This window comes from Pacificibacter marinus, from assembly GCF_018860665.1.
Lineage (GTDB): Bacteria > Pseudomonadota > Alphaproteobacteria > Rhodobacterales > Rhodobacteraceae > Celeribacter > Celeribacter marinus_A.
On the sequence record NZ_JAHKPK010000014.1, the window covers coordinates 41,309 to 66,412 of the forward strand.

The 25,104-nt window shown below is 53.1% G+C and carries 31 protein-coding genes and 1 pseudogene; 15 read left to right on the forward strand and 17 right to left on the reverse strand.

What is annotated here, in order from left to right; genetic code table 11:
• Positions 1–3: 3 nt before the first annotated feature.
• From KO497_RS02805 to KO497_RS02825, 5 genes and pseudogenes are all read left to right on the forward strand, one after another.
• Positions 4–1,248: pseudogene (locus KO497_RS02805) on the forward strand (NAD(P)/FAD-dependent oxidoreductase); the annotation flags it as partial.
• A 47-nt stretch (positions 1,249–1,295) separates the two neighbouring features.
• Positions 1,296–3,947 (forward strand): nitrate reductase, encoded by a 2,652-nt coding sequence (locus KO497_RS02810; protein ID WP_215942445.1) that lies wholly within the window; start codon positions 1,296–1,298, stop codon positions 3,945–3,947.
• Positions 3,944–4,897, forward strand: a complete 954-nt coding sequence (locus KO497_RS02815) for a glycosyl transferase family protein (protein ID WP_215942446.1) — start codon at positions 3,944–3,946, stop codon at positions 4,895–4,897. Before KO497_RS02810 ends, KO497_RS02815 begins: the two co-directional genes overlap by 4 nt.
• A 152-nt stretch (positions 4,898–5,049) precedes the next feature.
• Positions 5,050–5,358 (forward strand): hypothetical protein, encoded by a 309-nt coding sequence (locus KO497_RS02820; protein ID WP_215942447.1) that lies wholly within the window; start codon positions 5,050–5,052, stop codon positions 5,356–5,358.
• 61 nt (positions 5,359–5,419) lie between these two features.
• Positions 5,420–5,791, forward strand: a complete 372-nt coding sequence (locus tag KO497_RS02825; RefSeq protein ID WP_215942448.1) for a hypothetical protein — start codon at positions 5,420–5,422, stop codon at positions 5,789–5,791.
• Positions 5,792–5,813: 22 nt separating this feature from the next.
• Here the strand turns inward: KO497_RS02825 and KO497_RS02830 are convergent, their stop codons facing one another.
• The 13 genes from KO497_RS02830 to KO497_RS02890 all read right to left on the reverse strand — a co-directional run bounded on the left by KO497_RS02830 (position 5,814) and on the right by KO497_RS02890 (position 14,540).
• Positions 5,814–6,626: a division plane positioning ATPase MipZ gene (locus KO497_RS02830; protein WP_215942449.1), complete on the reverse strand. Its 813-nt coding sequence runs from the start codon at positions 6,624–6,626 to the stop codon at positions 5,814–5,816.
• A gap of 226 nt (positions 6,627–6,852) precedes the next feature.
• Entirely contained in the window at positions 6,853–7,074 is a 222-nt protein-coding gene (gene rpmE / locus KO497_RS02835; protein ID WP_215942450.1) for a 50S ribosomal protein L31, read from the reverse strand.
• An 11-nt stretch (positions 7,075–7,085) separates the two neighbouring features.
• On the reverse strand, positions 7,086–7,460 hold the full coding sequence (gene rplS, locus KO497_RS02840) for a 50S ribosomal protein L19 (RefSeq protein ID WP_215942451.1): 375 nt from the start codon (positions 7,458–7,460) through the stop codon (positions 7,086–7,088).
• 267 nt (positions 7,461–7,727) lie between these two features.
• The gene (gene trmD / locus KO497_RS02845; protein WP_215942452.1) at positions 7,728–8,555 is read right to left on the reverse strand and encodes a tRNA (guanosine(37)-N1)-methyltransferase TrmD; all 828 of its coding nucleotides are present in this window, start codon (positions 8,553–8,555) and stop codon (positions 7,728–7,730) included.
• Between the two features lie 39 nt (positions 8,556–8,594).
• Entirely contained in the window at positions 8,595–9,371 is a 777-nt protein-coding gene (locus tag KO497_RS02850) for a hypothetical protein (RefSeq protein WP_215942453.1), read from the reverse strand.
• 7 nt (positions 9,372–9,378) lie between these two features.
• Positions 9,379–9,888, reverse strand: coding sequence for a ribosome maturation factor RimM (rimM, locus tag KO497_RS02855; protein WP_215942454.1), 510 nt, complete (start codon positions 9,886–9,888; stop codon positions 9,379–9,381).
• Between the two features lie 76 nt (positions 9,889–9,964).
• The gene (gene bluB / locus KO497_RS02860; protein WP_436799280.1) at positions 9,965–10,597 is read right to left on the reverse strand and encodes a 5,6-dimethylbenzimidazole synthase; all 633 of its coding nucleotides are present in this window, start codon (positions 10,595–10,597) and stop codon (positions 9,965–9,967) included.
• 11 nt (positions 10,598–10,608) lie between these two features.
• The gene (gene rpsP / locus KO497_RS02865) at positions 10,609–10,995 is read right to left on the reverse strand and encodes a 30S ribosomal protein S16 (RefSeq protein ID WP_215942455.1); all 387 of its coding nucleotides are present in this window, start codon (positions 10,993–10,995) and stop codon (positions 10,609–10,611) included.
• A 44-nt stretch (positions 10,996–11,039) separates the two neighbouring features.
• The gene (locus tag KO497_RS02870; RefSeq protein WP_215942456.1) at positions 11,040–11,336 is read right to left on the reverse strand and encodes a chorismate mutase; all 297 of its coding nucleotides are present in this window, start codon (positions 11,334–11,336) and stop codon (positions 11,040–11,042) included.
• Positions 11,333–11,881 carry a GNAT family N-acetyltransferase gene (locus tag KO497_RS02875; protein WP_215942457.1) on the reverse strand — a complete coding sequence of 183 codons (549 nt, stop codon included), beginning with the start codon at positions 11,879–11,881 and terminating at the stop codon, positions 11,333–11,335. The genes KO497_RS02870 and KO497_RS02875 overlap by 4 nt, the downstream gene beginning before the upstream one ends.
• Positions 11,881–12,210, reverse strand: coding sequence for an NIPSNAP family protein (locus KO497_RS02880; RefSeq protein ID WP_215942458.1), 330 nt, complete (start codon positions 12,208–12,210; stop codon positions 11,881–11,883). The genes KO497_RS02875 and KO497_RS02880 overlap by 1 nt, the downstream gene beginning before the upstream one ends.
• The gene (ffh, locus tag KO497_RS02885) at positions 12,207–13,718 is read right to left on the reverse strand and encodes a signal recognition particle protein (protein WP_215942459.1); all 1,512 of its coding nucleotides are present in this window, start codon (positions 13,716–13,718) and stop codon (positions 12,207–12,209) included. The genes KO497_RS02880 and ffh overlap by 4 nt, the downstream gene beginning before the upstream one ends.
• 285 nt (positions 13,719–14,003) lie before the next feature.
• The gene (locus tag KO497_RS02890) at positions 14,004–14,540 is read right to left on the reverse strand and encodes an FMN-dependent NADH-azoreductase (protein ID WP_215942460.1); all 537 of its coding nucleotides are present in this window, start codon (positions 14,538–14,540) and stop codon (positions 14,004–14,006) included.
• A gap of 185 nt (positions 14,541–14,725) precedes the next feature.
• Between KO497_RS02890 and KO497_RS02895 the strand changes: the two genes are divergently transcribed.
• The 3 genes from KO497_RS02895 (at position 14,726) to KO497_RS02905 (ending at position 17,355) form a co-directional block, all read left to right on the forward strand.
• A complete protein-coding gene (locus KO497_RS02895; RefSeq protein ID WP_215942461.1) occupies positions 14,726–15,445 on the forward strand; it encodes a hypothetical protein in 720 nt (239 codons plus the stop codon).
• Between the two features lie 130 nt (positions 15,446–15,575).
• Positions 15,576–16,457 carry a LysR family transcriptional regulator gene (locus KO497_RS02900; RefSeq protein WP_215942556.1) on the forward strand — a complete coding sequence of 294 codons (882 nt, stop codon included), beginning with the start codon at positions 15,576–15,578 and terminating at the stop codon, positions 16,455–16,457.
• A 40-nt stretch (positions 16,458–16,497) separates the two neighbouring features.
• On the forward strand, positions 16,498–17,355 hold the full coding sequence (locus KO497_RS02905) for a DMT family transporter (RefSeq protein ID WP_215942557.1): 858 nt from the start codon (positions 16,498–16,500) through the stop codon (positions 17,353–17,355).
• A 42-nt stretch (positions 17,356–17,397) separates the two neighbouring features.
• Here the strand turns inward: KO497_RS02905 and KO497_RS02910 are convergent, their stop codons facing one another.
• A complete protein-coding gene (locus KO497_RS02910; protein WP_215942462.1) occupies positions 17,398–17,757 on the reverse strand; it encodes an ArsR/SmtB family transcription factor in 360 nt (119 codons plus the stop codon).
• A gap of 230 nt (positions 17,758–17,987) precedes the next feature.
• On the opposite strand from KO497_RS02910, the gene KO497_RS02915 reads away from it, so the two are divergent.
• The 5 genes from KO497_RS02915 to KO497_RS02935 all read left to right on the forward strand — a co-directional run bounded on the left by KO497_RS02915 (position 17,988) and on the right by KO497_RS02935 (position 20,615).
• Positions 17,988–18,368 carry an AtpZ/AtpI family protein gene (locus KO497_RS02915; RefSeq protein WP_215942463.1) on the forward strand — a complete coding sequence of 127 codons (381 nt, stop codon included), beginning with the start codon at positions 17,988–17,990 and terminating at the stop codon, positions 18,366–18,368.
• Between the two features lie 2 nt (positions 18,369–18,370).
• Positions 18,371–19,126: a F0F1 ATP synthase subunit A gene (locus KO497_RS02920; RefSeq protein ID WP_215942464.1), complete on the forward strand. Its 756-nt coding sequence runs from the start codon at positions 18,371–18,373 to the stop codon at positions 19,124–19,126.
• A gap of 60 nt (positions 19,127–19,186) precedes the next feature.
• Positions 19,187–19,423, forward strand: a complete 237-nt coding sequence (locus KO497_RS02925; protein WP_123792676.1) for a F0F1 ATP synthase subunit C — start codon at positions 19,187–19,189, stop codon at positions 19,421–19,423.
• Positions 19,424–19,531: 108 nt separating this feature from the next.
• Positions 19,532–20,053: a F0F1 ATP synthase subunit B' gene (locus KO497_RS02930; protein ID WP_215942465.1), complete on the forward strand. Its 522-nt coding sequence runs from the start codon at positions 19,532–19,534 to the stop codon at positions 20,051–20,053.
• A gap of 4 nt (positions 20,054–20,057) precedes the next feature.
• Complete coding sequence (locus tag KO497_RS02935; RefSeq protein ID WP_215942466.1) at positions 20,058–20,615, forward strand: F0F1 ATP synthase subunit B; 558 nt, start codon at positions 20,058–20,060, stop codon at positions 20,613–20,615.
• A 117-nt stretch (positions 20,616–20,732) separates the two neighbouring features.
• On the opposite strand, the gene KO497_RS02940 is transcribed toward KO497_RS02935, so the two are convergent.
• The 3 genes from KO497_RS02940 to KO497_RS02950 form a co-directional block, all read right to left on the reverse strand.
• On the reverse strand, positions 20,733–21,500 hold the full coding sequence (locus KO497_RS02940; RefSeq protein WP_215942467.1) for a FadR/GntR family transcriptional regulator: 768 nt from the start codon (positions 21,498–21,500) through the stop codon (positions 20,733–20,735).
• A 115-nt stretch (positions 21,501–21,615) separates the two neighbouring features.
• Positions 21,616–22,266 carry an OmpA family protein gene (locus tag KO497_RS02945; protein WP_215942468.1) on the reverse strand — a complete coding sequence of 217 codons (651 nt, stop codon included), beginning with the start codon at positions 22,264–22,266 and terminating at the stop codon, positions 21,616–21,618.
• Between the two features lie 115 nt (positions 22,267–22,381).
• On the reverse strand, positions 22,382–23,215 hold the full coding sequence (locus KO497_RS02950) for a methylated-DNA--[protein]-cysteine S-methyltransferase (protein ID WP_215942469.1): 834 nt from the start codon (positions 23,213–23,215) through the stop codon (positions 22,382–22,384).
• Positions 23,216–23,455: 240 nt separating this feature from the next.
• On the opposite strand from KO497_RS02950, the gene nth reads away from it, so the two are divergent.
• The gene (nth, locus tag KO497_RS02955) at positions 23,456–24,103 is read left to right on the forward strand and encodes an endonuclease III (protein WP_215942470.1); all 648 of its coding nucleotides are present in this window, start codon (positions 23,456–23,458) and stop codon (positions 24,101–24,103) included.
• Complete coding sequence (locus KO497_RS02960) at positions 24,096–25,082, forward strand: adenosine kinase (RefSeq protein ID WP_215942471.1); 987 nt, start codon at positions 24,096–24,098, stop codon at positions 25,080–25,082. Before nth ends, KO497_RS02960 begins: the two co-directional genes overlap by 8 nt.
• The last annotated feature ends 22 nt before the right edge of the window (positions 25,083–25,104 follow it).

The window sequence follows — 25,104 nt, forward strand, 5'->3', positions numbered from 1 at the left end:
AACATGGATGCGAAAAAACTTGTCATCATCGGCGCAGGAATGGCCCCCGGTCGATTGCTTGATCATTTGATCGCGGCTGATCCGCAAGCTTTTGATGTCACGCTGTTCAACGCAGAAAAGCGTGGCACTTATAACCGTCTTATGCTGTCGCCTGTCTTGTCTGGCGAAAAGACCTATGCGGATATCGTGACTCATGATGACGTTTGGTACGCCAAGCATGGTGTGACGTGCCGATTTGATGAGCGCGTGCTGTCGATTGATCCAGTTGCCAAAATGGTGGTCGGGGAAAAGGGCAGTGTTGCCTATGACAAGCTGGTGATCGCGACGGGATCAACGCCATTTATGATCCCGATTCCGGGGCATGATTTACCCGGCGTGATCGCCTATCGCGATCTTGAAGACACCGAGGTTATGATCGCGCTTGGCCGAAAAACTGACGCACGCGCTGTTGTGATCGGTGGCGGTGTTTTGGGGCTTGAGGCTGCAGCCGGCATGGCTGCGCGCGGGGTCAACGTGACGGTGGTGCACAATTCAGGCCATGTCATGAACCGTCAACTCGACGCACCCGCAGGTGGGTTGCTGAGAGCTGATCTTGAAGCGCGGGGTATACAGGTGCTTTGCAATGCCGCGTCAAAGCAAATCGTAGCGGGTGCAGATGGTCGTGTGCGGGCTTTGCAATTGATTGATGGCACAGAGATTGCTTGTGATCTTTTGGTGATGGCTGTTGGGATCAGACCCAATGTCTCCGTCGCGGCTGACGCAGGTTTGAACGTAGACAAGGGCGTTGTTGTCGATGATCACATGCAGACCTCAAACCCGAATATTTTCGGCTTGGGCGAATGTGTGGAACATAACGGTGCGTTGTTTGGCTTGGTGGCCCCGCTTTATGATCAAGCCGAGGTTCTTGCCAAAACACTGCTGGGTCAAAGCGCGCAGTTTGTGCCTAAAGAGCTGTCGACCAAGTTGAAAGTCACCGGTTGTGATTTGTTCTCTGCCGGAGATTTCGAAGATGGTGATGATCGCGAAAGCATCGTGTTTCACGACAAAATACGGCGTGTCTACAAGCGGTTGGTGATCAAGCAAAACAAACTTATCGGTGCCGTTCTTTATGGTGAAACTGCCGATGGCGCGTGGTTCTACCAACATATCACAGCTGGCACAAATGTGGCGTCATTGCGTGATCAGCTCATATTCGGACCTGCTTTTGATGCAGATCACACGCAACTGCCTCAGTCTGCGATCACGTCAGACATCGCGCGCCCCGCGTCCATTTCGATGATTCAAGAAAGCCTACAATGACACTGCCTTGCCAATCAAACGAAACGCGGTCCACTTGCCCTTATTGCGGGGTTGGCTGCGGCGTATTGCTGAAATCTGACGATCAAGGCGGGTTGAGTGTGCGGGGCGACCCTGAGCATCCTGCCAATTTCGGGCGTTTGTGTTCGAAAGGGTCTGCTTTGGGCGAAACTGTGTCCCATGCAGGCCGCTTGTTGTCCCCACAAATTGACGGTGTCGACTCTGATTGGGACACAGCGTTGGATTTGGTGGCGCAAAAGTTCAAACAGACTATCGCAGACCACGGGCCAGACAGCGCGGCATTTTACGTCTCGGGTCAGTTGCTGACCGAAGACTATTACGTTGCCAATAAACTGATGAAAGGCTTCATCGGATCTGCCAATATCGACACCAATTCGCGGCTGTGCATGGCCTCTACCGTGGCGGGGCACAAACGTGCTTTTGGCACAGATACAGTGCCCGGCACTTACGAAGATCTGGAAGCCGCCGATCAAATCGTGCTGGTCGGATCAAATTTGGCATGGTGCCATCCGGTCTTGTATCAACGCATCGTGGCAGCGCGTGAAAAGAACCCCGATTTGAAAATCATCGTCGTCGATCCACGGCGCACCGCAAGTTGCGATCTGGCTGATTTGCATCTGCCTTTGCGCGTGGGCACCGATGTGGCTTTGTTCAACGGGTTGCTGGCTGAAATCGCATCACAAGGTGCCAGTGATCAGAAATACCTAACCCATGTGAACGGGGCAGAGGCGGCGATTAAAGCTGCGCGCAAAGGCGATCCAACTGTCACGGACCTTGAACCTGAGATATTGCAGCGTTTCTATGACATGTGGATCGGCACGCCGAAAACGGTCACGGTGTTTTCCCAAGGGGTCAATCAGTCCTCTGCGGGCGCAGACAAGGTCAACGCGATCTTGAACTGTCACCTTGTGACTGGACGGATTGGCACAAAAGGCTGTGGGCCGTTTTCTGTCACAGGACAGCCCAACGCCATGGGCGGACGCGAGGTCGGTGGTTTGGCCAATATGTTGGCCTGTCATCTGGACATCGAAAATCCTGCGCATCATGCGGCAGTCTCAACGTTTTGGCAGACAGATCGTTTGTCGCCAAAGTTGGGCCTGAAAGCTGTCGATATGTTCGAGGCCGTGGGTGATGGGCGTATCAAAGCGCTCTGGGTCATTCACACAAATCCGGCGGTCTCGATGCCGGATGCCGACAAAGTGGTTGCAGCGATGAAATCTTGCGATTTTGTTGTTGTCTCAGACATCACTGCCGCCACAGACACGGCGCGTTTGGCGGATGTGTTGCTGCCCGCAAGCGCTTGGGGTGAAAAAGACGGCACAGTTACCAATTCGGACCGTACTATATCGCGTCAACGCCCCGCTATGGCGCCCCCTGGGAAGGCACGGGCTGACTGGGACATCTTGGCCGATGTTGGACGTCGCATGGGCTGGGGCGATGCCTTTGATTTCAAAACGCCTGCTGATATTTTTCGCGAATATGCGGATATGTCGCGCCTTGGTACGGTCTTTGGTAAGGACTTCGATATCTCTGCTTTGAGCGACATCGACAATATTGCCTATGATAGTCTTGTACCGCAGCGCTGGCCGATCACGCATGCGTGTGAAGGCGGTCGGTTCTTTGCCGATGGGCAGTTCTTCACGGCGGATGGCAAGGCCAACATGCTGCCGCTGACATATCGCGCACCCGCTGCCAAAACTGGAAAACGCTATCCTTTGCGGATGAACACAGGTCGTATTCGTGATCAGTGGCACACGATGACCCGCACGGCGCTGTCTCCACGCTTGTCGGCGCATTTGGCCGAGCCCTTCATCGAAATTCATCCCGATGACGCGGAAGCCGCAGGGATCAAGCCATCGATGCTTGTGCAGGTCAAAAGCCCCGCGGGGTCGGGAATTTTTCGGGCAATGATCACGAGCCGCGTGCGACAAGGTGATGTGTTTGCTCCGATGCATTGGACTGGCGAGACCGCCCCCAGCGCGCGTGTTGATGCGCTTGTGCCGCCTGTGGTTGATCCTGTCTCAGGCCAGCCGGAAAGCAAAGCCTCTGTGGTGGCTGTGTCGCCTTATAAGGCCGAATGGTACGGCTTTGCTGTGTCGTCGGATGAGGTTGCGCCCAATTGCGATTATTGGGCGCGCGCCAAAACCCGCACAGGTTACCGTTTGGAATTGGCTGGGGCTGTCACACCTAAAGATTGGGAAGCCGAGGCGCGTCGCATGTTCGATCTGCCTGACATGCCAGCGCAAACAATGATTGATGCAAATTCTGGTACAGCACGTCTGGCATTTTATGATGGCGCCGTGCTCAAGGCAGCTTTGTTTATCTCGAAAACACCTGTGGCTGTGATGCGCGACTATCTTGCCACTTTGCCCACAACAGATGCGCCCCATGCGATTGCGGGCGTGTCGCCTTCCGATCAGCCCGATCCGGGCGCTGTCGTTTGCTCTTGCTTTAATGTGGGCATCAATACAATTGTGACGGCGATAGAGACCGATGGCCTGATGAGCGTCGAGGCCGTTGGCAAAGCCTTGCAAGCGGGTACAAATTGTGGCTCTTGCAGACCAGAAATTGCGGACCTGCTGTTGAAACTGCGGGAGGCGCAGACACAAGCGAAAGAGGCAGCAGAATGACATTAGCCCCCCATGTACGCACATTAGGTCGTGGCCCTGGACGTTCGCGGTCGCTGACACGTGATGAAGCCTATGACGCGATGCAGATCATTCTAAGCGGCCAAGCCGCGCCTGAATCTGTTGGAGCTTTGTTGATGCTCTTGCGCATGAAAGGCGAGGTTGCAGATGAGATCGCGGGGTTTACCCAAGCCCTGCGCGATGATCTGCCCAATGCGCCGAAGCCCGATCTGGATTGGCCCAGTTACGCCGCAGGGCGCACGCGTGGCCTTCCGTACTTTCTGCTGTCCGCCAAATTGGTCGCAGCGGCAGGCTATTCTGTGTTGATGCACGGCTTTAACGGCGAAGGCGAGGCGGCACAGACCATTCGCGATGCGCTGCCCTATGCTGGTATTCCTGTCTGCGACGATATTGGCGGGGCGACTGTCGCGCTCACTGCCGAGAAGATCGCTTATCTGCCGCTTGAAAACTTCGCGCCAGAATTGCACCGTCTTTTACTGTTGCGCCGCGATTTTAACCTTCGTTCTTGTCTTAATACAGTCAGTCGGATGCTCAACCCCGGTGCCGCCGATGCCAGTGTGCAAGGGGTCTTTCATCCCTCATACCGCGAACTTCAGGCGGATGCGTCTAAATTGCTGTCACTGACATCCCTTACGGTGATCAAAGGCGGTGGAGGCGAATTTGAACGCAATCCATCCAAAGATATCGTTGCCTTCGGTCTTCGTGATGGTGCGTCTTGGGAACACAGCTATGCTCCTGATTTAGAGGCTACGCGTAAACTGAATGACGGCGAAACGGACCCCAAGCGGTTGCGCGATCTGTGGGAAGGCACTGCACATGATGCCTTTGCCGAAGGGATCGTCATCAGTACGGCAGCATTGGCATTGGACACTTTGGGTGTCGCAAATCCAAATGAAGTAGCGCGATCTTTGTGGGCCACACGCGCGCAATAATGCACCGCTGAGAGGACGGCGGGGTTTTCTATTTGGGTCGCCTTTGACGTATTTTATGCGCAAAGAACCACATTTGTTTCCGCGATAATGCCCGATTTTCGCCTTTTTGCCCTGCGATGTTTAATCAACAGGCAATGAGATTGGGATCGAACATGGCACTTTTAGAAAACGCACAGCTTTCTTTTGAAACTTGGTCAAATGGACTTACAGCTGCAGACAGCGCTGTCCTCGGCGTGATTGGATTTGGCCTTATGATTTTTGCGGTGGCCGCTTTGTTGATCCAGCGCCATGTCGAAAAGCGCATGCTGGAAAAGCACCAGATGACAGAGTGTTCGCGCTCGAACCGCCCTGTATTGGGGGTGCGCCACAGCCATATGCCCTGCAACGACAATAAATCTGGACGCCTTTTGATCGGGCAAAAGAAAGATCCCTTTTTATCGCGTCTTGAACGTCTGGCATAAAGATTACCGACACTATTTTTTGAGACACTATTTTTAATGATATGAAGAGTTGAGAAACATAATGTTTAAAATGGTCATACAGGCAGTGATGTTATCTGCCGCAGCACTTTTCTTTATTTTTTCGAAATCTGACGGGCTTCGAGCCGCGTCGAAAACGGGCGATTTTTCATCCATCGCTCAGGTTGCTGGCAATGGACAAGAGGGGGGCCTGTCTGGTTTGGGTGCTATGTCTGAGCGCTTTCAGAATGGCGACTATGGCGTGAATTGGGCCAAGTATGACCCACGCCGCCTTTGGCAGGACCGCCCAAAATCAATCCGCCTCAACCCCAAAACCATTCACGTCGATCCAGCTGATGCAGAACAAGACCTTGCAGCCGTTATGGCTGCCAAAGGCCTTGACCCTGAAATCGTGACAACAGTCTATCTGGATTGAGGCCTATCGGTCCCGCGAAATCCTAGAAATTGATGTCAACACCGGGCAAATCTAGTGCTTTCATCAGGTCACGGACCTCTTGACGGGCAGCGACATTTGAAATGTTGAGCGCATTTTTGACGCCGATTTCTTTAAGGTCGAGCAGGGTCAAACCGCGTGGGAACAATTCGCGAAAGATGACACGTTCAGAAAAGCCTGGTGAGACACGAAAACCGATGCGCTTGGACAGATCGTGCATCGCGTCGCCGATTTTTTTCTTATTGTGCATGTTTTGCGCACCAAGACGGTTGCGCAAGACGACCCAGTCTATGGGTTTAAGTCCTGCGGTGGCGCGCAATTGCCGCGCATTCCAAACCATTTCTGAATAAACGGATGGTCCAATGATTTTATTGGTTTCAGGATCAACCCGCGCCAGCAAATCGAAATCGATAAAGCTGTCATTCATCGGGGTGACCAAGGTGTCGGCCAGTGAATGGGCGACTTGGCTCAAGCGTGTATGTGACCCCGGGCAGTCGATCAAAATGAAATCACATGTTTCTTTCAAGCCTGCGACGGCCAAAGACAACCGGCGGTCATACATGTTTTCGCCTTCACCAAGATCAGAGGCATCGACATCGGGCAGATCGCGATATTCTGGCGTGGGAAGGTCAAAACCTTCACGCAAGCAGAATGCCAAGCGATTCTCAAGGTAGCGCGCCATGGTTTTCTGGCGCAAATCCAGATCCAGAGCCCCAACACGAAGCCCCATGCGCGACAAGGCCGTTGCGACATGCATGGACACGGTCGACTTACCTGCGCCGCCCTTTTCATTGCCTACGATGATAATATGAGCCACGTGTCATTCACCTTATCTGCGGCGCGCTTATATTGCGCGCTCCTGTTTCGCGTTGCCTCTATATGCCGCTGTTGCCCATATTGGTGCAAGTGCAATTGCGAAACTGAACTGAATTGAAAAGGAATTGTTGCCTGTCCCTCGCACAGATAATTGTCAGTGTCGGGTTACAAAAAAAACGCCACTCCATGGAGCGGCGTTTTCGGTAATACAGTCAAAGGTGTTTGGCTTAGAAGCCAAGACCTGCGTATTTGTTTTTGAACTTGGACACACGGCCGCCAGCATCAAGAAGACGGGAGCTGCCGCCATTCCATGCAGGGTGTGCAGTTGGGTCGATGTCGAGAGCAAGCTGATCGCCCTCGGACCCCCAAGTGGATTTCATTTGAACCACTGTACCGTCTGTCATTTTGACGTTGATCATGTGGTATTCTGGGTGTGTATCTTTTTTCATGATAGTGCCCCTTACGCCTTTGGCGCTTTGTAGTTGGTGACTTCTGAGATACGTGCGGATTTACCGCGACGATCACGCAAGTAGTAGAGTTTCGCACGGCGCACACGACCACGACGCACAACTTCGATGCTGTCGATGTTGGTTGAGTGCAGCGGGAATACGCGTTCTACGCCTTCACCGAATGAGATTTTGCGAACTGTGAACGAGCCGGCGATGCCTTTGCCGTTCTTACGAGCGATACAAACGCCTTCGTAGTTCTGTACACGAGAGCGCGTGCCCTCAGTAACTTTGTAACCAACGCGGATGGTGTCACCCGCTTTGAAATCTGGAATAGTCTTGCCAAGAGCAGCAACCTGCTCGGCTTCCAGCTGTGCGATAAGATCCATCGCTATTCTCCAATATATGCTCACGGTATTTTCCGTGAAGGTGTGTACGTCCCCAGAGCTCTGCGTCTTCTATCGGGTCCATCAGGTGATGCCCGCCAGAGGGTTCAGGTCGTTTTCATTTATCGCGTCTGCTATGGGGCAAGATCTTGCGTCGAAGAAAACGCAAATGCCAATACACAAACGGTCCGGTGACTGATTCCAATCCCGAACAGCCGGTGTATAGGCGTCAATTGTCGCTTGGGCAAGCAGGGAATGGCGCGGATTGTGCTATTTAGGTTTGACGTATTCAGTCCACATGTCTGGCCGTCTGTCTTTGGTGGTTTCTTGTGCCATTTTCAGACGCCAATCCGCAATTTTTCCGTGGTGGCCAGACATCAACACTTCGGGAATTTCACGCCCTCGCCAGTCTTTGGGGCGGGTATATTGCGGGTGTTCCAGCAAGCCGTTTGAATGGCTTTCCTCTTCGATACTTTCCGCATTGCCAAGCACGCCCGGCAAGAGCCGTACAGTGGCGTCGATCATCGCTGTCGCGGGGATTTCACCACCGGTCAAAACGAAATCGCCCAAGGAGACTTCTTCGATGCCAAAGTGTTCAATGACACGTTCATCAAGGCCTTCGAACCGACCACAAATCATCGTCACGCCCTCGGCTTGGGACCATTTTTTCGCCATCGCCTGATCAAAGCGTTTGCCGCGTGGCGACAGATACACAAGTGGCCATTTCTCGCGGTCTGCCGGCAGGCCGTTCATCGCGAAATCTACAGCTTTGCCCATGATATCAGGACGCAAGACCATACCTGCACCACCGCCCGCAGGCGTGTCATCGACATTGCGGTGCTTGCCTTCGCCAAAGATACGCAGATCAATAGGCTCCAGTTGCCACAGCCCCTCTTGCAGAGCTTTGCCCGTCAAGCTTTCGCCCAACATCCCCGGAAAGGCGGTTGGCAAAAGCGTGATGATCTTGGCTTTCCACGTGCCCGCGATGTCAGGCGTGTCTTGCATCAATTCGCGCGGTTGCGCAGTTGGGCGCACAGCCAAACGGCCGTGGGATTTGGTGGCAAGCTTAGGGGCGGTATTGGGTGTATCTGTGCTCATAGGCCCATATAGACGCGCGAGGGTGCAAAGGGAAAGGGCTTAGGGGGCTGTGCGTAAGATCGCCGCTTTGGCCGTTTTAAAATCTTTGCCCCAAAGTTTACGACGATTGAGCTCTAAAAGCTGCGCGCGTATGTCATGGCTCAAAGAAACATTCACACTTTCGGGCAGTATCAAGTCCGAGCGTAAATGCGTCAAATTGAGAATATCCAGCAAGGGATCAATAGGATGATTAAGGTCTTCTATTGCCGTGGTGTGAACGGCCTGATCGCCTAAGCGGACGCGTAGATCGTTGATAATCTTGTCATGATCTGCGGCGACTGCGTACTTTGCGACATAGTCATCAAGGCTTATGGTGCACCGATTGTTTTTCAGTCGTTGCCAATGGCATGAGGCCAACCATCCTTCGCGTCGTGTTGTGTAATAGGTCTCAAAACTGTCTGCATCGCCCGCGACATCAATCCACGCATCACGGATCAATTCCATCGCAATCGGTGCTGGTTCGTATTTGCCCACGCCAGACGAGCCGGGAAAATGCCCAGCAAGGCTTTCACTGCTGACCAAGACAGGGCGTGGATCATCTTGGTTTACAAGCGCAAAGAACGCACGCGCATGGGCGGTGATATTGGCTTTCGTGTCTTTGCAGCGATTGCCCGAGAAATCTAAAACCGCCTGTGACAGCGCTGAAATCAACGCCCCTTGTTGCAGGTAAAGTTCAACATGGGGCAGCAGCAAGGCGCTGTTTTGGGCAAGTGTGGCCTGCAGGGTTTTCGTACCTGTTTTGTGAAACCCTGCATGTATGACGATACGCCTGCTCATGTGTTCTTTACTCGAATAACCCTTCGGGCGGATCGGCTATGATGCGTTTACTGGCCAAGTCGACGGTAGGGACGGCGGCTTTGGTGAAGGGCAGCAAGGCAGGTTCGCGCAGATTTGGCGCATGGACCTCTAGCAGATCGCCAGCACCGTGATCGACCACAAGCCGCACTTCGCCCAATTTGGTGCCGCCAGTGTCAAAGACTTCGAGGCCAATCAAGTCGGTATAGTAATACTCATCATCGGGCAAAGAGGGCAGTTGATCACGGTTTGCAAAAACTGTGACGCCTTTAAGCGCATCGGCATCTTCTTTGGTTTTGACGCCAGACAAAGACACGACAAAGCCGTTTTTGATGGATTGCTTTAGCGTCACATCAAAGCTGCGCGCGCCGTCTTCGGTGAACAGCGGGCTGTAGTCAGCAATCGCTTGTGGGTCCGCGCAAAAGGATTTGAGGCGCACATCGCCATGGACGCCAAATGACCCTGCGATGGCCCCAACGATAATTCTCGGTTCGCTCATAGCGTGCTCTTTCATAGTCTAAGGCCTTTTACCAAAACCGGGATATGCGGCTTTGGTAAAAGGCTCTTGAGTAAGATTACCGTGTCTCAAGTTTCGGGCAAGGCAAACGTTCTTCCCAACCCAGTTGTTCTAGCTCCGGATCCAACCCCTCAGATTCGGGATGCCCAATACACAGATAACCGACCAATTCCCAATCGTCAGGAATGTCGAGATCCGCCTTCAGGCGCACGGCATCTAAAATAGACACCCAACCCAGTCCAAGTCCATAAGTGCGCAAGGTCAGCCAAAACTGCATAATCGCGCAGACGACAGAATATCGGCGCATTTCAGGCATGGTGCCTGCGCCAAGACCTTTGCCCTTTTGGGTGACTTCGTCGCAAAACACGGCCAAATGAATGGGGGCGTCTTGCAGGCCTGCGAGTTTCAATCCGGCATAGAGTTTCGCCGTGTCACCCGTATAACCGCGCAACGCCCGCGTGTTGGCGGTCTCGAAATTATCAAGAACCGCCGCGCGGGCGTTGTCACTTATGACATCCACAATTCGCCAAGGCTGTGACAGCCCGACGGAAGGGGCCAAAGAAAAGCTCGTCAGGCATATGTCCATAATCTCTTGGTCAACAGGGGTGCTGCGAAAACGCCGCACATCGCGCCGCAATCGCATCACCTTTTCAAGCGCTATACGCTCGCTGTCGGTAAAAGACGTGGACAGGGCCAAGGGGCTTATTCCTCAGCAGCAGCCTCGGCAGGTGCCGCAGCAGCTTCAGCCGCGTCAGCAGCTTTTTGAGCTTTTTCTTCAGCGCGCTCTTGTGCTTTTTTGCCTGGGACAGCTTTTTTCGGGTTGCTACGCTCAGTTTTAGCAACAACACCAGCCGCTTCGAGCATACGCACAACGCGGTCTGTTGGCTGTGCGCCTTCGCCCAACCAGTAATTTACGCGGTCGAGATCCATGATCACGCGCTCTTCGGAATCTTTGGCCAAGAGTGGGTTGTATGTGCCGAGTTTCTCGATGAAACGACCATCGCGTGGCATGCGTGAGTCAGCAGCTACGATACGGTAAAAAGGACGTTTTTTAGAGCCACCGCGGGCGAGACGAATTTTCATAGACATAGTGAATTCTCCTGATTGAGTAAGTGACCGAACCTAAGGACCGGTTATTCTTGGTGTTTTTCGTGATGATGGATAACTTCCTGAATGATGAATTTCAGGAAAGCTTTTGCGAATTCCGGATCAAGGTCTGCGCGTTTTGCGAGATCCTCAAGGCGGGCAATTTGTTTGGTCTCACGCGCCGGATCAGAGGGCGGAAGATCATGTTCGGCTTTGAGCTTGCCAACAGCTTGGGTGTGCTTGAAGCGCTCACCAAGGGTGTAAACAAGGATCGCGTCGAGGCGGTCGATGCTCTCGCGGTGTTCTTTGAGGACCTCTTGGGCCAAGGCGATTGGATCACTCATGCGTAAGCCTCCATTCCGCCATCCATCAAGGCCGAAGCCTCTGGGTGGCGGTATACAACTGTTTCATCCAATGTTTCCCCATCGGGGCGCGCGGCTGTATCATCGCGCAGCGCACCAAGGCGTGTGGCCAAAGCAATGGATCGCGCATTTTTAGGATCGATGTAGGACACAAGCGTGTCTCGGCCAAGTTCTGCATAGGCATAATCACGTGCCATTTGCGCGGCCTCAAAGGCGTAACCTTTGCCCTCGCCTGCAGCGGTCATCATCCAGCCCAATTCCAATTCGGGGAAATGGTCTGGCTTGAGCAATGCCACTTGGCCAACAAACTTGCCGTCTTCCAAGGTCTCAACGCCCCAAGCTCCATGGCCAAACAAAGACCACTGCGCCACGTCAGAGCAAAAGCTGAACCATGCTTGACGGCGTTTAAGTTGCCCCATGTAACCCGCACGTTCAGAGGCAAAGACATCGGCATAAGCGTCGAAGTCTGAGCTGACATGCGCACGAAGGCGCAAGCGTTGGGTTTCTATGGTGGGGGCTGTGGTCATTAAGCGTGGTCTCCCAGCGGCTGACCGTCAAGGACGGGGCGCGTGAAAGAGCGGTCATAGCGAATGATGCAGCGCGTGCGTTCGGCATAGGCGTAGGCAGCGTTGCATTCTTCATCGACAGCCATGCGATTGCGATAGTCTTCATAATCTGCAAGGGATGGAAAAGAGAAATGGCAGTAGGCCGTGTCGTTGGCGCCCTCGTGCGGGAACCAATAGCCATGATGTGTGCCGCCCATACGGGTGATGATGTGGATCCATGCGCGGGCATAGATCTCGAACTCAGCTACTTTATATGGGTCTATTTGATAGGTGAGAGAGCAAGTGATCATTTCTTCTTACCCAATCCCGTGAGATTGCCGGGCAAACCCATGCCGCCGCCAAGACCAGGCAGGCCCATGCCGCGCGGCATAGCGCCTTGCAGGGCTTTGGTGGCTTCGGCCATTTTCGCGGGGTCCATGTCTTCCAGACCTTGAGGGCCGCCTTTGCCGATCATGCCTTTCATGGCCTGTTTCAGCATGCCGCCTTTGCCCATTTTGCCCATCTTTTTCATCATGTCCGCCATTTGACGGTGCATTTTCAAAAGTTTGTTCAATTCGGACACTTCAAGACCCGCACCTTTGGCGATACGTTTCTTGCGCGAAGCTTGCAACAATGCGGGGTTGGCGCGTTCGCGTTTGGTCATGGATTGGATCAAAGCGATCTGGCGTTTGATGGTTTTGTCTTCAAAGCCACTGTCTTTGACCTGCTTGGCCATTTTACCCATGCCGGGCATCATTCCCATGAGACCTTCCATGCCGCCCATTTTGAGCATCTGCTCGAGCTGCATTTTCATGTCGTTCATGTTGAACTGGCCTTTGGTGAAGCGACGCATCATGCGCTCGGCTTGCTCGGCCTCGATGGTTTCTTGGGCTTTTTCAACAAGGGCAACGATATCGCCCATGCCAAGAATACGGCCAGCGATACGATCAGGAGTGAACTCTTCGAGCGCATCCATTTTTTCGCCAAGACCGACAAATTTGATCGGCTTGCCAGTGACTGCACGCATAGAAAGCGCAGCACCACCGCGTCCGTCGCCGTCCATACGGGTCAGAACAACGCCGGAAATGCCGATGCGGTCGTTAAAGTTTTCGGCTGTGTTGACAGCATCCTGACCGGTGAGACCATCAACCACGAGCAAAATTTCGCGGGGGTTGGTCACATCACGGACGGCTTCAACTTCGGCCATCAATTCGTCATCGATAGACAAGCGGCCCGCCGTGTCGAGCATGTAGACGTCATAGCCGCCCATGGTCGCCTGCTGTTTGGCGCGCTTGGCGATGTCGGCAGGTTTTTGGCCTGCGACGATGGGCAGAGTGTCGACGCCGATTTGTTGGCCCAAGACTTCAAGCTGTTGCATCGCCGCTGGGCGGTACACATCGAGCGAGGCCATGAGCACGCGCTTGTTTTGCTTTTCTTTCAGACGTTTCGCGAGCTTGGCAGTCGTCGTGGTTTTACCGCCACCTTGTAGACCGACCATCAAGATCGGGGCAGGGGGATTGTCGACTTTGAGCAGCTCGGCGTTTTCTTCAGAGTCGCCGCTTAGCACATTGACCAATTCGTCGTGGACGATTTTGATCACCTGCTGGCCAGGAGTCACGGACTTGGTAACAGCTTGGCCCGTGGCGCGGTCTTGCACGGCTTTGACGAAATCGCGGGCCACAGGCAAGGAAACGTCAGCTTCCAAAAGGGCCACACGCACTTCGCGCAGCGCTGTTTTGACGTCATCTTCGGACAGCGCGCCTTGGCTTGTCAGCTTGTCAAAAACACCGGAGAGGCGTTCGGATAGATTTTCAAACATGCCGGCCCTCCTAAGACCTTAAAAACTGATGTGCCTCATATGGGAATGAGGCGGCGACGTTCCAAGACATATTGCCAAACGATGAGCGCCCCCGTGGGCGCAACGCGCTGACGGAGGGCGATCCCGGCTTATGCCATGGGACCGGAAGTCTAGGTGCTTCCGGAGAGTTGTGCTTGCATTACGCTGACGCGCGACATGAGTCAAGCGCTGCACCAATGGCATCCCTATATAATAAGGCGCACCCTATATAGAGAGCGCGCCTTTGAGGGTTTGCATTCGGTGTGATTAGGCCGCAAGCGCAGTAATCTGTTCTTCTGAGGTCACAAAGGTCACGTCGGTTATGCCGATAAAGCCCAAAACGTGACGCAGGTAAGTTGAGGCAAAATCATACTCCGCGCCCAATGGGGTGCCGCCTGATGCATAAGCAACGATGGCCTTTTTTCCCGCCAGTTTTCCAACAGGACCGTTTTCTGTGTAATTGAATGTGCGCCCGACGCGCGCCACTTGGTCGATCCATGCTTTCATCGCGGCAGGGACGCCAAAATTATAGACGGGCAGGCCAATGGCGATCACATCTGCGGCGATCAGTTCGTCAACCAATGTGTCTGAAAAGGCCAAGACGTCTTTTTGAGCCTCGGAGCGATCATCCATAGGGGTAAAGTTCGCACCGACCCATGCTTCATCGATATGCGGAACCGACTGTGACAGATCGCGTTCAGTTGTTTTTTCTGGGTTCAGGGTTTGAACAATCTGTGCTGTTAGTTTGCGCGATGCTGAGGTCGCGTGACGTGCTGAGCTGTTGATCGTAAGTACATGTGTCATGAAATATCCTTGGGGTTGGAGGAGCGTTTTATCTGAGCACCAGAATTAAGGAGGCTTTGAAATCTAAGTAAGTCGGTATTCTCGCGCATAAAGCGTTCGCAAATGAACCTTGAATGCAGAGGGCGCCTAGACGTTTCGCAGGATCGAGCTACACTTCCCAAAAGCACAACAAGGCTTCACGGATCATGTCCCATACTTCAGTTCTTATCGTGGGCAGTGCCCCAAACGCGCCCGAGGTTGCCTCATGGGATGTCTCAAACTTTTCCGCCGTTGTGGTCATCAACAATGCGTGGAAGGCGGTGCCGCACTGGACGCATTTCATTCATCCAGAAGACTTTCCGCCTGAGCGACACCCTTCAGTAATCCCTCAGGGATGTATGCAAATCGGCGCTGATATTTATGTGGAGGCCCAGAATAAATACGGTGGGTTTGTCTATGCAGGTGGGACGATGGCGTTCACGTCTGCCTATTGGGCGCTCGATGCATTTCGCCCCGATGTTTTGGCATTCTTCGCCTGTGACATGGTTTACCCAAAGACGGGGGCGACCCATTTCTATGGTTCAGGCACAGCAGACCCGTTGCGCAAAGATCCAACGCTGGTGTCATTGCGTGCCAAAGCGCGGCGTTTGCAGGTTTTCGCAGCGCAGCAAGACTGTGCAATCGTCAATCTAAGCTCTGGTGATAGTGTGTTGCCTTTTCCGCGTTGTGACAAATCTGGTGAACTGCATGACGTGAAGCCTGAGATATACGACATTGATGTCGCAAGCGAGGCCGCATCACTTGAGCGGCAATTCGACTATTTCGTGCCATCGGGCAGGTATTGGGAGCAAATCGACCGGTTTGAGGCGGATGTCATCGCAAAGATTGATGCAACTTGGCTGCGCGCCTTTGATGAAACTCTCTGAGGGCTCGGCATTTTTTTTCAGTCGCGACTTTCAACCGACAAAGCATAGTCCGCACTTGTCTTTTTGAACGCTAGATGTGTAAACGGGAGAACCTCGTTCGTTAACGCACAGATGTGAGTCAGTTATGAATATAGAAAATTGGGACGAAATCCGCACCGCATTTCAAGTTGCCAAAATGGGCACAGTATCTGGCGCTGCGCAGGTTTTGGGGGTGCATCACGCCACTGTCATTCGTCATATCGACTCGCTGGAACAAACGCTTGGGGTGAAGCTGTTCCAACGTCACGCACGTGGTTACACATCGACCGAAGCTGGTACGGATTTGTTGAAAGTGGCTCAGGCCACTGATGATCAGTTTTCTCAACTGGTCAATCGGATCAAAGGGCGTGGCGAAGATGTGAGCGGCGAGTTGATCATTACATCCTTGCCTCTTATCTCGCGTCTAATTGCGCCTGTTTTGGCTGATTTTCAGGCGCTGCATCCCAAGTTGGTCGTGCGGTATTTGACCGGTGAACGGGTGTTTCGCTTGGAATACGGCGAAGCGCATGTCGCGATCCGCACCGGTGCAGCCCCCCAAGAGCCCGATAATGTTGTGCAACCTTTTGGCACGCAGAAATTTGGGCTTTTCGTCCACACGTCCTATGTAGATCGGTTTGGGATGCCTGCGCCGGAAAACTTGCTGACAGATATGCGGTTTGTTGGATTCGACGACTTGACGCATCGCGCGCCTCACATGGTTTGGATGCGCGACAATGTTTCACCAGAGCAAATCAGTTTTCGTGTCTCTAGCTTAGAGGCAAGCCTAGAGGCTGTCTTGGCTGGGGCCGGCGCAGGGTTCGTCAGTCATGATATTGCAGCAGCAGACGATGATCTTATTCGGATTTTCCCGACGCAAGCAGATTGGCAAGCGCCCAATTGGATTGTGACGCACGTCGATTTGCACCGAACCCCCAAAGTGCAGGCGATGCTGAGCTATCTTAAAGAACGCGCAAAGGAATGGAATTTTGACTGACGCTGCAAGCCGCCTAGAGCGCCGCAACGGACATCTGGCGATGCTCGTTTTTTCCTTTCTTGTCGCGGGCAGTTTCTCGTTGGGCGGCTTAGCTATGAAAACGGACACGATTTCACCGATTGCCTTCAACAGCATGCGGTTCGTGATTGCGACCTGTGCTGTTGGCGTTTTGGCGATGGCCACGGGTGGCATTCCGCGTTTCGCGCTTCGAGCGCCCTGGCGCTACGCTATCTTGGGCGGGTTGTTCGCGCTTTACTTTATTATGATGTTTATCGGTTTGGAAACAGCTGCGCCCATTTCGATTTCCGCGCTGTTCACCTTAACGCCTTTGATGTCAGCGGTCTTTGGCTATTTCATCATGCGCCAAATCACCACCAAGCGCATCGCTTTCGCTTTGGCCGTCGGGGCCTCTGGCGCGCTTTGGGTGATTTTCCGAGCTGACATTTCCGCTCTTTTGGCGTTTGAAGTCGGGCGTGGTGAGATGATCTATTTTATTGGCGTGGTTGGACATGCGCTTTACACGCCGCTTGTGCCGCGTCTGAATAGAGGCGAGCGTACTTTTGTTTTCATCTTCCTTATCTTGATCGCGACCACACTTGTCGCACTCGCCTTTGGTGCATCTGACATTATGACGACGAATTGGACCAGTCTGCCTGGTATCGTTTGGATCGCCATGGGATATACAGCGATTATCGCCACCACCTTTACCGCGACTTTGCTGACATTCGCCTCGGTACGTTTGGACAGCGCTAAGGTTATGGCTTACACGTATCTGACGCCATCATGGGTGATCCTATGGGAAATCGCACTGGGCAACGGCGTGCCGCCTGCTTTGATTTTCGGTGGCATCGGTTTGACGATACTCGCGTTGTATTTGCTGTTGAAGCATGAAGAATAAGACGCGCCAAGCGTGAATTGACGTCTGACCTCACCCGCCTCGCTATGTGGGGTGCGTGTCGTCAGTCTCGTTCAATTCGGCTTCTAAAAACCGCTCAAGCCCATCCAAATCCAGTGCTTCGAACTGACCAAAGCCCTGCATCCAGATCGACGCAGCACGCATGGCGTCGGGTTCAAGTTTGCACCATTTCACCCGCCCACGTTTTTCTTGCGCGATCAGCCCTGCGCGCATCAGTAGCGTCAGATGCTTGCTGACAGCTGCCAAAGACATCTCGAACGGTTCTGCTACATCTGTGACGGCCATGTCGTCTTCCAACAGCATCTCAAGGATCGCGCGCCGTGTGGGGTCGGCGAGGGCAGCAAAGACAAGATCAAGGGATTTGGCGTGATGGGGTTGGGTCATAGCGTCAGCGTTAAAAGGGTGGAGGCCTTTGGTCAACCATTTGGTTGAATATAGTAAAGGGGCTTGAAATGCGCCTCTTGCGCCCAGTTATGGTCAAAGTGTTGCAATGGTAAAAAGTCATTTTCGTTTAATATCAAATTGTTACGTTGTTTTTGAAAAGCCTAATCCCGTATTGACTCACGCAGACCTGCACCATAGTTTGCCGGCAACTGACCAGAGGGGCTTTGACGATGACAGACCCGCATGATCCGAAGCGGCTTAAAGCCTTGGATGAGCGGATCGCGACATTGAAAAAGGCGCAAGAGCCAACAAGCTCCCGCGGTGAAGAACACTTTTCTCAGGCCAATATGGCATGGCGGATGGTGATAGAATTGGTGGCCGGTCTGTTGATCGGTTTCGGCATGGGATGGGGCTTGGATAAGCTTTTTGGCACAACGCCCATCTTTATCGTGCTGATGGTTGGATTTGGACTGGCTGCGGGCGTCAAAACGATGATGCGCACAGCCCAGACGATCCAAGCGGAACAAGAGGCGGAAGCCTCTAAACTGAATGCGCAGGCAACTGCGGTAGATGATAACGCGGCAAAAGCCGCAGGTGACGAGAGGGATTGAACATGGCGACCGAAGCACATGGTACTGAGAGCAGCCTTGCATTCCACCCGATGGATCAGTTCAGAATTACGCCGCTTTTCGGAGATGGCGATGTTCACTGGTACACGGTAACCAACGCGACCCTCTGGATGGGCCTTGCGGTTCTCGGTGTGGTTTTGCTTTTGGTTGTTGGTTCACGCGGCCGGTCAATTGTGCCTTCTAAAGGCCAATCCCTTGCCGAACTCACATACGGTTTCGTTTACAAAATGCTCGAAGATGTGGGCGGCAAAGACTCCGTGCGCTACTTCCCGTACGTGATGACACTGTTTTGCTTCATCGCATTCTCAAACATCTTGGGCCTTTTGCCTTTGTCCTTCACGCCAACGACCCACATCGCGGTCACAGGTGTTCTGGCGCTGCTCGTGTTCGTTTTTGTCACGGTTCTTGGCTTTGTCAAAAATGGTGCGAAATTCCTTGAACTGTTCTGGGTCAAATCCGCGCCGCTCGCGCTGCGTCCTGTTCTGGCCGTGATCGAGCTTATCTCATATTTCGTGCGTCCTGTTAGCCACTCCATTCGTTTGGCTGGCAACATGATGGCTGGTCACGCTGTGATCAAAGTTTTCGCGACATTCGCGGCCATCAAACTTATCGCACCCGTTTCTATCGCGGCCATTACAGCCATGTATGGTCTCGAACTTCTCGTAGCCTTCATTCAGGCCTACGTGTTCACCATTCTAACCTGCGTGTACCTTAAAGACGCGCTGCATCCGTCACACTAATCGGATCAGGTTCGAACTCTAACTACTTTTCAGCCAATTCCAACGTAAGGAGATACCCCCATGGAAGGCAATATCGCAGAACTCGGCAAATACATCGGTGTAGGTCTCACAGCAATCGGCATGGGTGGCGCAGCTATCGGTGTTGGTAATGTTGCTGGCAACTACCTCGCGGGCGCATTGCGCAACCCATCCGCTGCTGCTTCACAAACTGCTACACTCTTCATCGGCATGGCGTTTGCCGAAGCTTTGGGGATTTTCTCTTTCCTCGTTGCTCTCTTGTTGATGTTCGCAGTCTAAGTCAGACTCACACATCCTTACGGCGGGGTGGGTCTTAACTGATCCACCCTAGCGTAATTTGGCTCCTTCCGATCCTCGGAAGGAATTATCCAGAGCCAGGAGGACACCATGGCGACAGAGACACATGGGGCAACTGAAGCAGTGGCGATGCCGCAGCTTGATTTTGCTACTTTCCCGAACCAGATTTTCTGGCTTCTTGTCACGCTCGTCGTGATCTATTTCGTGCTGTCTAAAATTGCACTGCCGCGCATCTCTTCGGTGCTTGCAGAACGCTCTGGCACGATCATGAACGACATTTCTGCTGCTGAAGAGCTCAAGCTCAAGGCCCAAGATGCAGAAAACGCATATAACAAAGCGCTCGCCGAGGCCAAAGCCGAAGCCCAGCGTATTTCAGGCGAAGCCAACGCAGCTATTCAAGCTGATTTGGACGTCGCTTTGGCAAAAGCTGACGCAGAGATCGCAGTGAAAGCTGCTGAATCCGAGGCGATGATCGCAGAGATCCGCGACAATGCCGCAGACAGCGTTAAAGTGGTTGCCAAAGACACGGCCAAAGAACTTGTTGCAGCATTTGGCGGCAAAGCCGATGCTAAGACACTGACCGCCGCGATCAACGCGCGCTTGAAAGGGTAAGATCATGAAAACACTTCTCGCCCTCACCGCCGCTGTTGTTGCGACACCTGCTTTCGCTGCAGATGGTCCATTCTTGTCCTTTAGCAACACGAACTTCATCGTCTTGCTTGGTTTCCTCGTCTTTATCGGTGTTTTGGTTTACGCAAAAGTGCCCTCCATGCTTGGTGGTCTTTTGGATAAACGCGCTGAAGGCATCTCGACCGAGCTTGAAGAAGCCCGTGCACTGCGCGAAGAAGCCCAAACAATTTTGGCATCCTACGAGCGCAAGCAACGCGAAGTTCAAGAGCAAGCTGACGCGATTGTGGCACAAGCCAAAATCGATGCAGAGGCCGCAGCCGTCAAAGCGAAAGAGGTCATCCAGACGTCTATTGCGCGCCGACTTGCTTCTGCTCAAGATCAGATCGCATCTGCGCAAGCTGCAGCCGTCCGTGACGTGCGCAACACTGCGGTCACCGTGGCCGTCGCCGCAGCAAAAGACGTGATTGCAAAACAGATGACCGCAGCAGACGCAAACAAATTGATTGATGACGCGATTGGCGATGTAACTGAAAAGTTGCATTAAGCTTCTGTCTCAAAATCGAATTTTAAAGCCCTGCGGTGACGCGGGGCTTTTTCTTTTGAGCAGCGATGAGATTAAGAGACTGTTACAAATCAAGGCCGTCCGTGCCGAGGTGGGGCCTTAGCGCTTTTGTTCGTGATCAAATCGTAATTGCGCGATTGCCTCGTTCTTTTCGAACTTTTGTTGATCTTTCAGCGCCTGCTCCACATAATTCAGATGCGACACCACAGCAGAGCGGGCTGCTTCTGGATCACGCCTTTGCACTGCATCATTGATAAGCCGATGTTGATCTAGCAAATCGACGCGATTGGTGCGTTGTTTGAACATAACAGAGCGATTGTAGAACACGCCCTCGCGCAGCAAATCAAACATAGATCGCATCATATGCAGCATCACGACGTTGTGGCTGGCTTCAATTATGGACAAATGAAACTCGGCATCTAGGCGGGCTTCGTCCGAAGGGTTGCGTTTTGGATGAGCCGCTTCCATTTTTTCGAAAATCGTATTGATGACCTTAAGGTCTGTTTCAGACCCTAAAGTTGCGGCACGTTCTGCGGCCAAGCCTTCCATATCGCGACGAAAGGCGATGTAGTCGAACACAGCTTCGTCGTGATCGCCAAAGAGTGTCACCAAAGCGGGTGAAAAGGCAGAGCCCAAAACATCGGCGACAAACACTCCAGCTCCAGCGCGCGTTTCCAGCAGGCCTTTGGTGCTCAGCTCACCAATCGCTTCGCGGAGTGACGGGCGCGATACGTTTAGACGTTCGGCCAAATCGCGCTCTGCTGGCAGTCTCTCACCCGGTCTTAGAATCCCGCGTAAAATCAGCAATTCAATTTGCTTGACCACACTTTGTGCCAGCTTTTCAGATTGTATTTTTTGAAAAGGCATGATGTCTCCGCCGGCTGATCGATATGATTGGTCAATTTATATGACCAAGTCGTGCTGCTGGCCATGAAAAAAGGCCGGACAAGGAGCCGGCCTTTTAAAAGAGTAGGAAAGTGACTTACGCAGCGGGCGTGATAATGATCTCAACGCGGCGGTTTTGTGCGCGGCCTTCTGGTGTAAGGTTGGTTGTCACGGGCGCGTCTTCTCCACGTCCGTAAGCGTTCACACGGTAGGCTTCGACGCCGTTTGCCCGCAGAATTGTAGATACGGCTGAGGCGCGACGTGTGGACAGCTCTTGGTTGTAGCCTGCATCGCCCGTGTTATCGGTATGGCCAATGACCTGAACTGTCGTCGATGGGTAATCTTGCAAATTGCGAGCAAGCGCACCGAGATCAGATTGAAGCCCCGCACGCACAACGGCACTGTCGGTGGCGAATAAGATGTCCTGTGGCAAGGTCACAACCAGTTCTGAACCGGTATTGACGATTTGAACGTCATCATTGCCAAGGTCTTGGCGCAGGTCAGCGGCCTGTTGATCAAGCGTACCGCCGATACCAGCGCCGATAGCGCCGCCAATCACGGCGCCCACGGCGGCTTTGCCAAGCTTGCCGTCACTCTGTGATAGGCCAACGATGCCACCGAGAACCGCGCCCGCGACGGCGCCTTGGCGGGCTTTGGAGTCCGGGTCGCTCATATTACTGCTGTCCATACATCCGGCTAAAGCGACGGCTGCGACAAGGGGAAAGGCGATAAGGGTGCGGGTCTTCATGAGACTACCTTTTTGTTAAACTGCTTTTATGCATCTTTTATCTTACGTCTGGCGGGATGCGCAGCGCCATAACGCATGCAGTGAAAAACTGGCGGAAAAGTGCTTATGAGTTTGTCTAAGGCCTGGCCTCAGATCGCACGGTTTCATAGGCCAAGAGAGCGCGTTTGACCGGCGTGCCCCAGTGATACCCTCCCAAATCGCCAGACTTGCGCAACACGCGGTGGCAGGGGATCAGCCAACTGATTGGATTGCGCCCGACGGCTGTCCCAACTGCGCGCACGGCTTTCGGATTTCCGATGGCCGTGGCGATATCGCCATAGGTGGTGACCTCGCCGGATGGGATCGACAACAGCGCTTCCCAGACTTTGATTTGAAACGGGCCACCGATCAATTGAAGCTGCGCTGTGCCACCTGAAAGGGCCGCGTCTACAAAAGGGCGCACTTCGTCGATATTTTCGACAAAGGTTGCATTTGGCCATCGCCCACTCAGATCGGCAAAGCTCGCCGCGCGCCCGATTTCAGATGTAAATCCTAGGCCACATAAGCCCCGTGGTGTGGCCATGGCCAAAGCTTCGCCAAAAGGTGTCTCAAGCCACGCAAAAGAAATGTGTAAGCCTGCGCCCTTGCGAGCATAATCGCCCGGAGACATGGCTTCCCAACGTAAAAACAAATCATGCAGCCTGCCTGTGGACGTCAGGCCAACGTCACTCGCCACGTCTAGCAAAGTGTGACGCGTTTTCATTAATGTTTTGGCATGGTCCAAGGTCAAATATTGCTGATAACGTTTGGGCGAGACGCCAGCCCATTTCGAAAACACTTTTTGAAAATGCTGCGAACTCATTCCTAGATCCGTGGCCAGCCCCTCTAACGTTACAGGGGCTTTCGCCTGATCGATGTGCGAGATTGCACGACGAATGACCTGATAGTGGTAACGATCTTCAACAGTCATTTTGGTCCCCATGTGTTTAAGGGGATACTCACACGAAATGCGGCCGTGAGGCGACCCGAAACTTGATCAAAGAGTAAATGCGCTAAGCCTCCGTGGTCTCAGCCGCGTTTGCTGAGAAGTCTTGTGGCGCGCATGCGGTGAATAGATCAAGGCAGTATTCGCTGCGATAGCTGATTTGGTGTGCATTTTATAAAAACCCGAGCCTTGCCGTTAAGGTCACAAAAAGGCATTAAGCGAACTATGGTTAAACAACTCGATTATCACACGATCTTTGAAATATTTTCACGCTTTCGCGCAGCCGAGGCCGAGCCAAAAGGCGAGCTTGATCATACCAACGCCTATACATTGGTTGTGGCGGTGGCCCTGTCTGCGCAGGCCACTGATGTGGGGGTGAACAAGGCCACCAAAGAGCTGTTCAAGATTGCTGATACTCCGCAAAAGATGCTTGATCTTGGGATCGAAGGGCTGACAGAACATATCAAAACCATTGGGTTGTTTCGCCAAAAAGCCAAGAATGTAATGAAAACTGCACAGATCTTGGTCGATGATTTTGACGGCATCGTGCCCTCGTCGCGCGCCGCTTTGGAAAGCCTTCCGGGTGTGGGACGCAAAACTGCGAATGTCGTGCTGAATATGTGGTGGCATGTGCCAACGCAGGCCGTCGATACGCATATCTTGCGTTTTGGCAATCGCTCTGGTGTGGCTGTCGGCAAAGACGTCGTCGCGGTTGAGCGTGCCATCGAAGACCATATTCCCGCTGAATTTCAACAACACGCACATCACTGGATGATCCTGCACGGTCGTTACACCTGCAAGGCGCGTAAACCTTTGTGTAGCACCTGTCTGATACGAGACATCTGCGCCTTTGAGGAGAAGAATTTTGACTAAAACCTACCAAGTTGTCGGCATCGGCAACGCGATCGTGGATGTGATTACGCAAGCGGATGATAGCTTTTTAGAGCTCATGGGCATCGAAAAGGGCATCATGCAACTGGTGGAACAATCGCGTGGCGAGATGCTGTACGGAGCGATGGAAAACCGTGTGCAAACGCCCGGTGGCTCTGTCGCCAACACTTTGGCAGGCTTGGGCAATCTTGGGTTAATAACAGGTTTCATAGGTCGTGTGCATGACGATGCTTTGGGGCGATTCTATGCGCAAGAGATGGAAAATGATGGCACGGCTTTCGTGAACCCGCCAGTTGCAGGCGGCGAGTTGCCGACATCGCGATCCATGATTTTCGTGTCTCCTGACGGGGAACGCTCTATGAACACCTATCTTGGGATTTCTTCTGAGATTTCGTCAGCCGATGTGAACGCAGATGCTGCCTCTGACACAGAAATTATGTTTCTCGAGGGATATCTTTACGACAAAGACATGGGTAAGGCGGCGTTTGATCAAGCGGCTAAATTGACCCATGCGGCTGGTGGCAAGGTTGGCATTTCTTTGTCTGATCCGTTCTGTGTTGATCGCCATCGTGATGATTTCAGACAGTTCGTCAAAGAGATGGATTTTGTGATCGGCAATGAACACGAATGGGAAAGCCTGTATCAAACCGACCTGTCTTCTGCGCTTGAAATTGCGGCGGCTGAATGCGGCTTGGTGGTTTGTACGCGCGGCGGAGGTGGTGTTGTGCTGGTGCAAGGGGATGAGCAGATTGTCGTGCCTGTCGAACGTGTGCAACCTGTTGATACGACCGGCGCGGGCGACCAGTTTGCGACAGGGTTTTTATACGGCTATGCCACGGGGCAAAGTTTGGAAATCTCTGGCAAAATGGGCTGTGTCGCCGCGGCTGAAGTCATCTCGCATATTGGCCCCCGTCCAGAGGCCGATCTTAAGGCCCTTTTCAAAGACGCTGGGCTGCTCTAGGTTCCCGGTGAACGCGATCAAT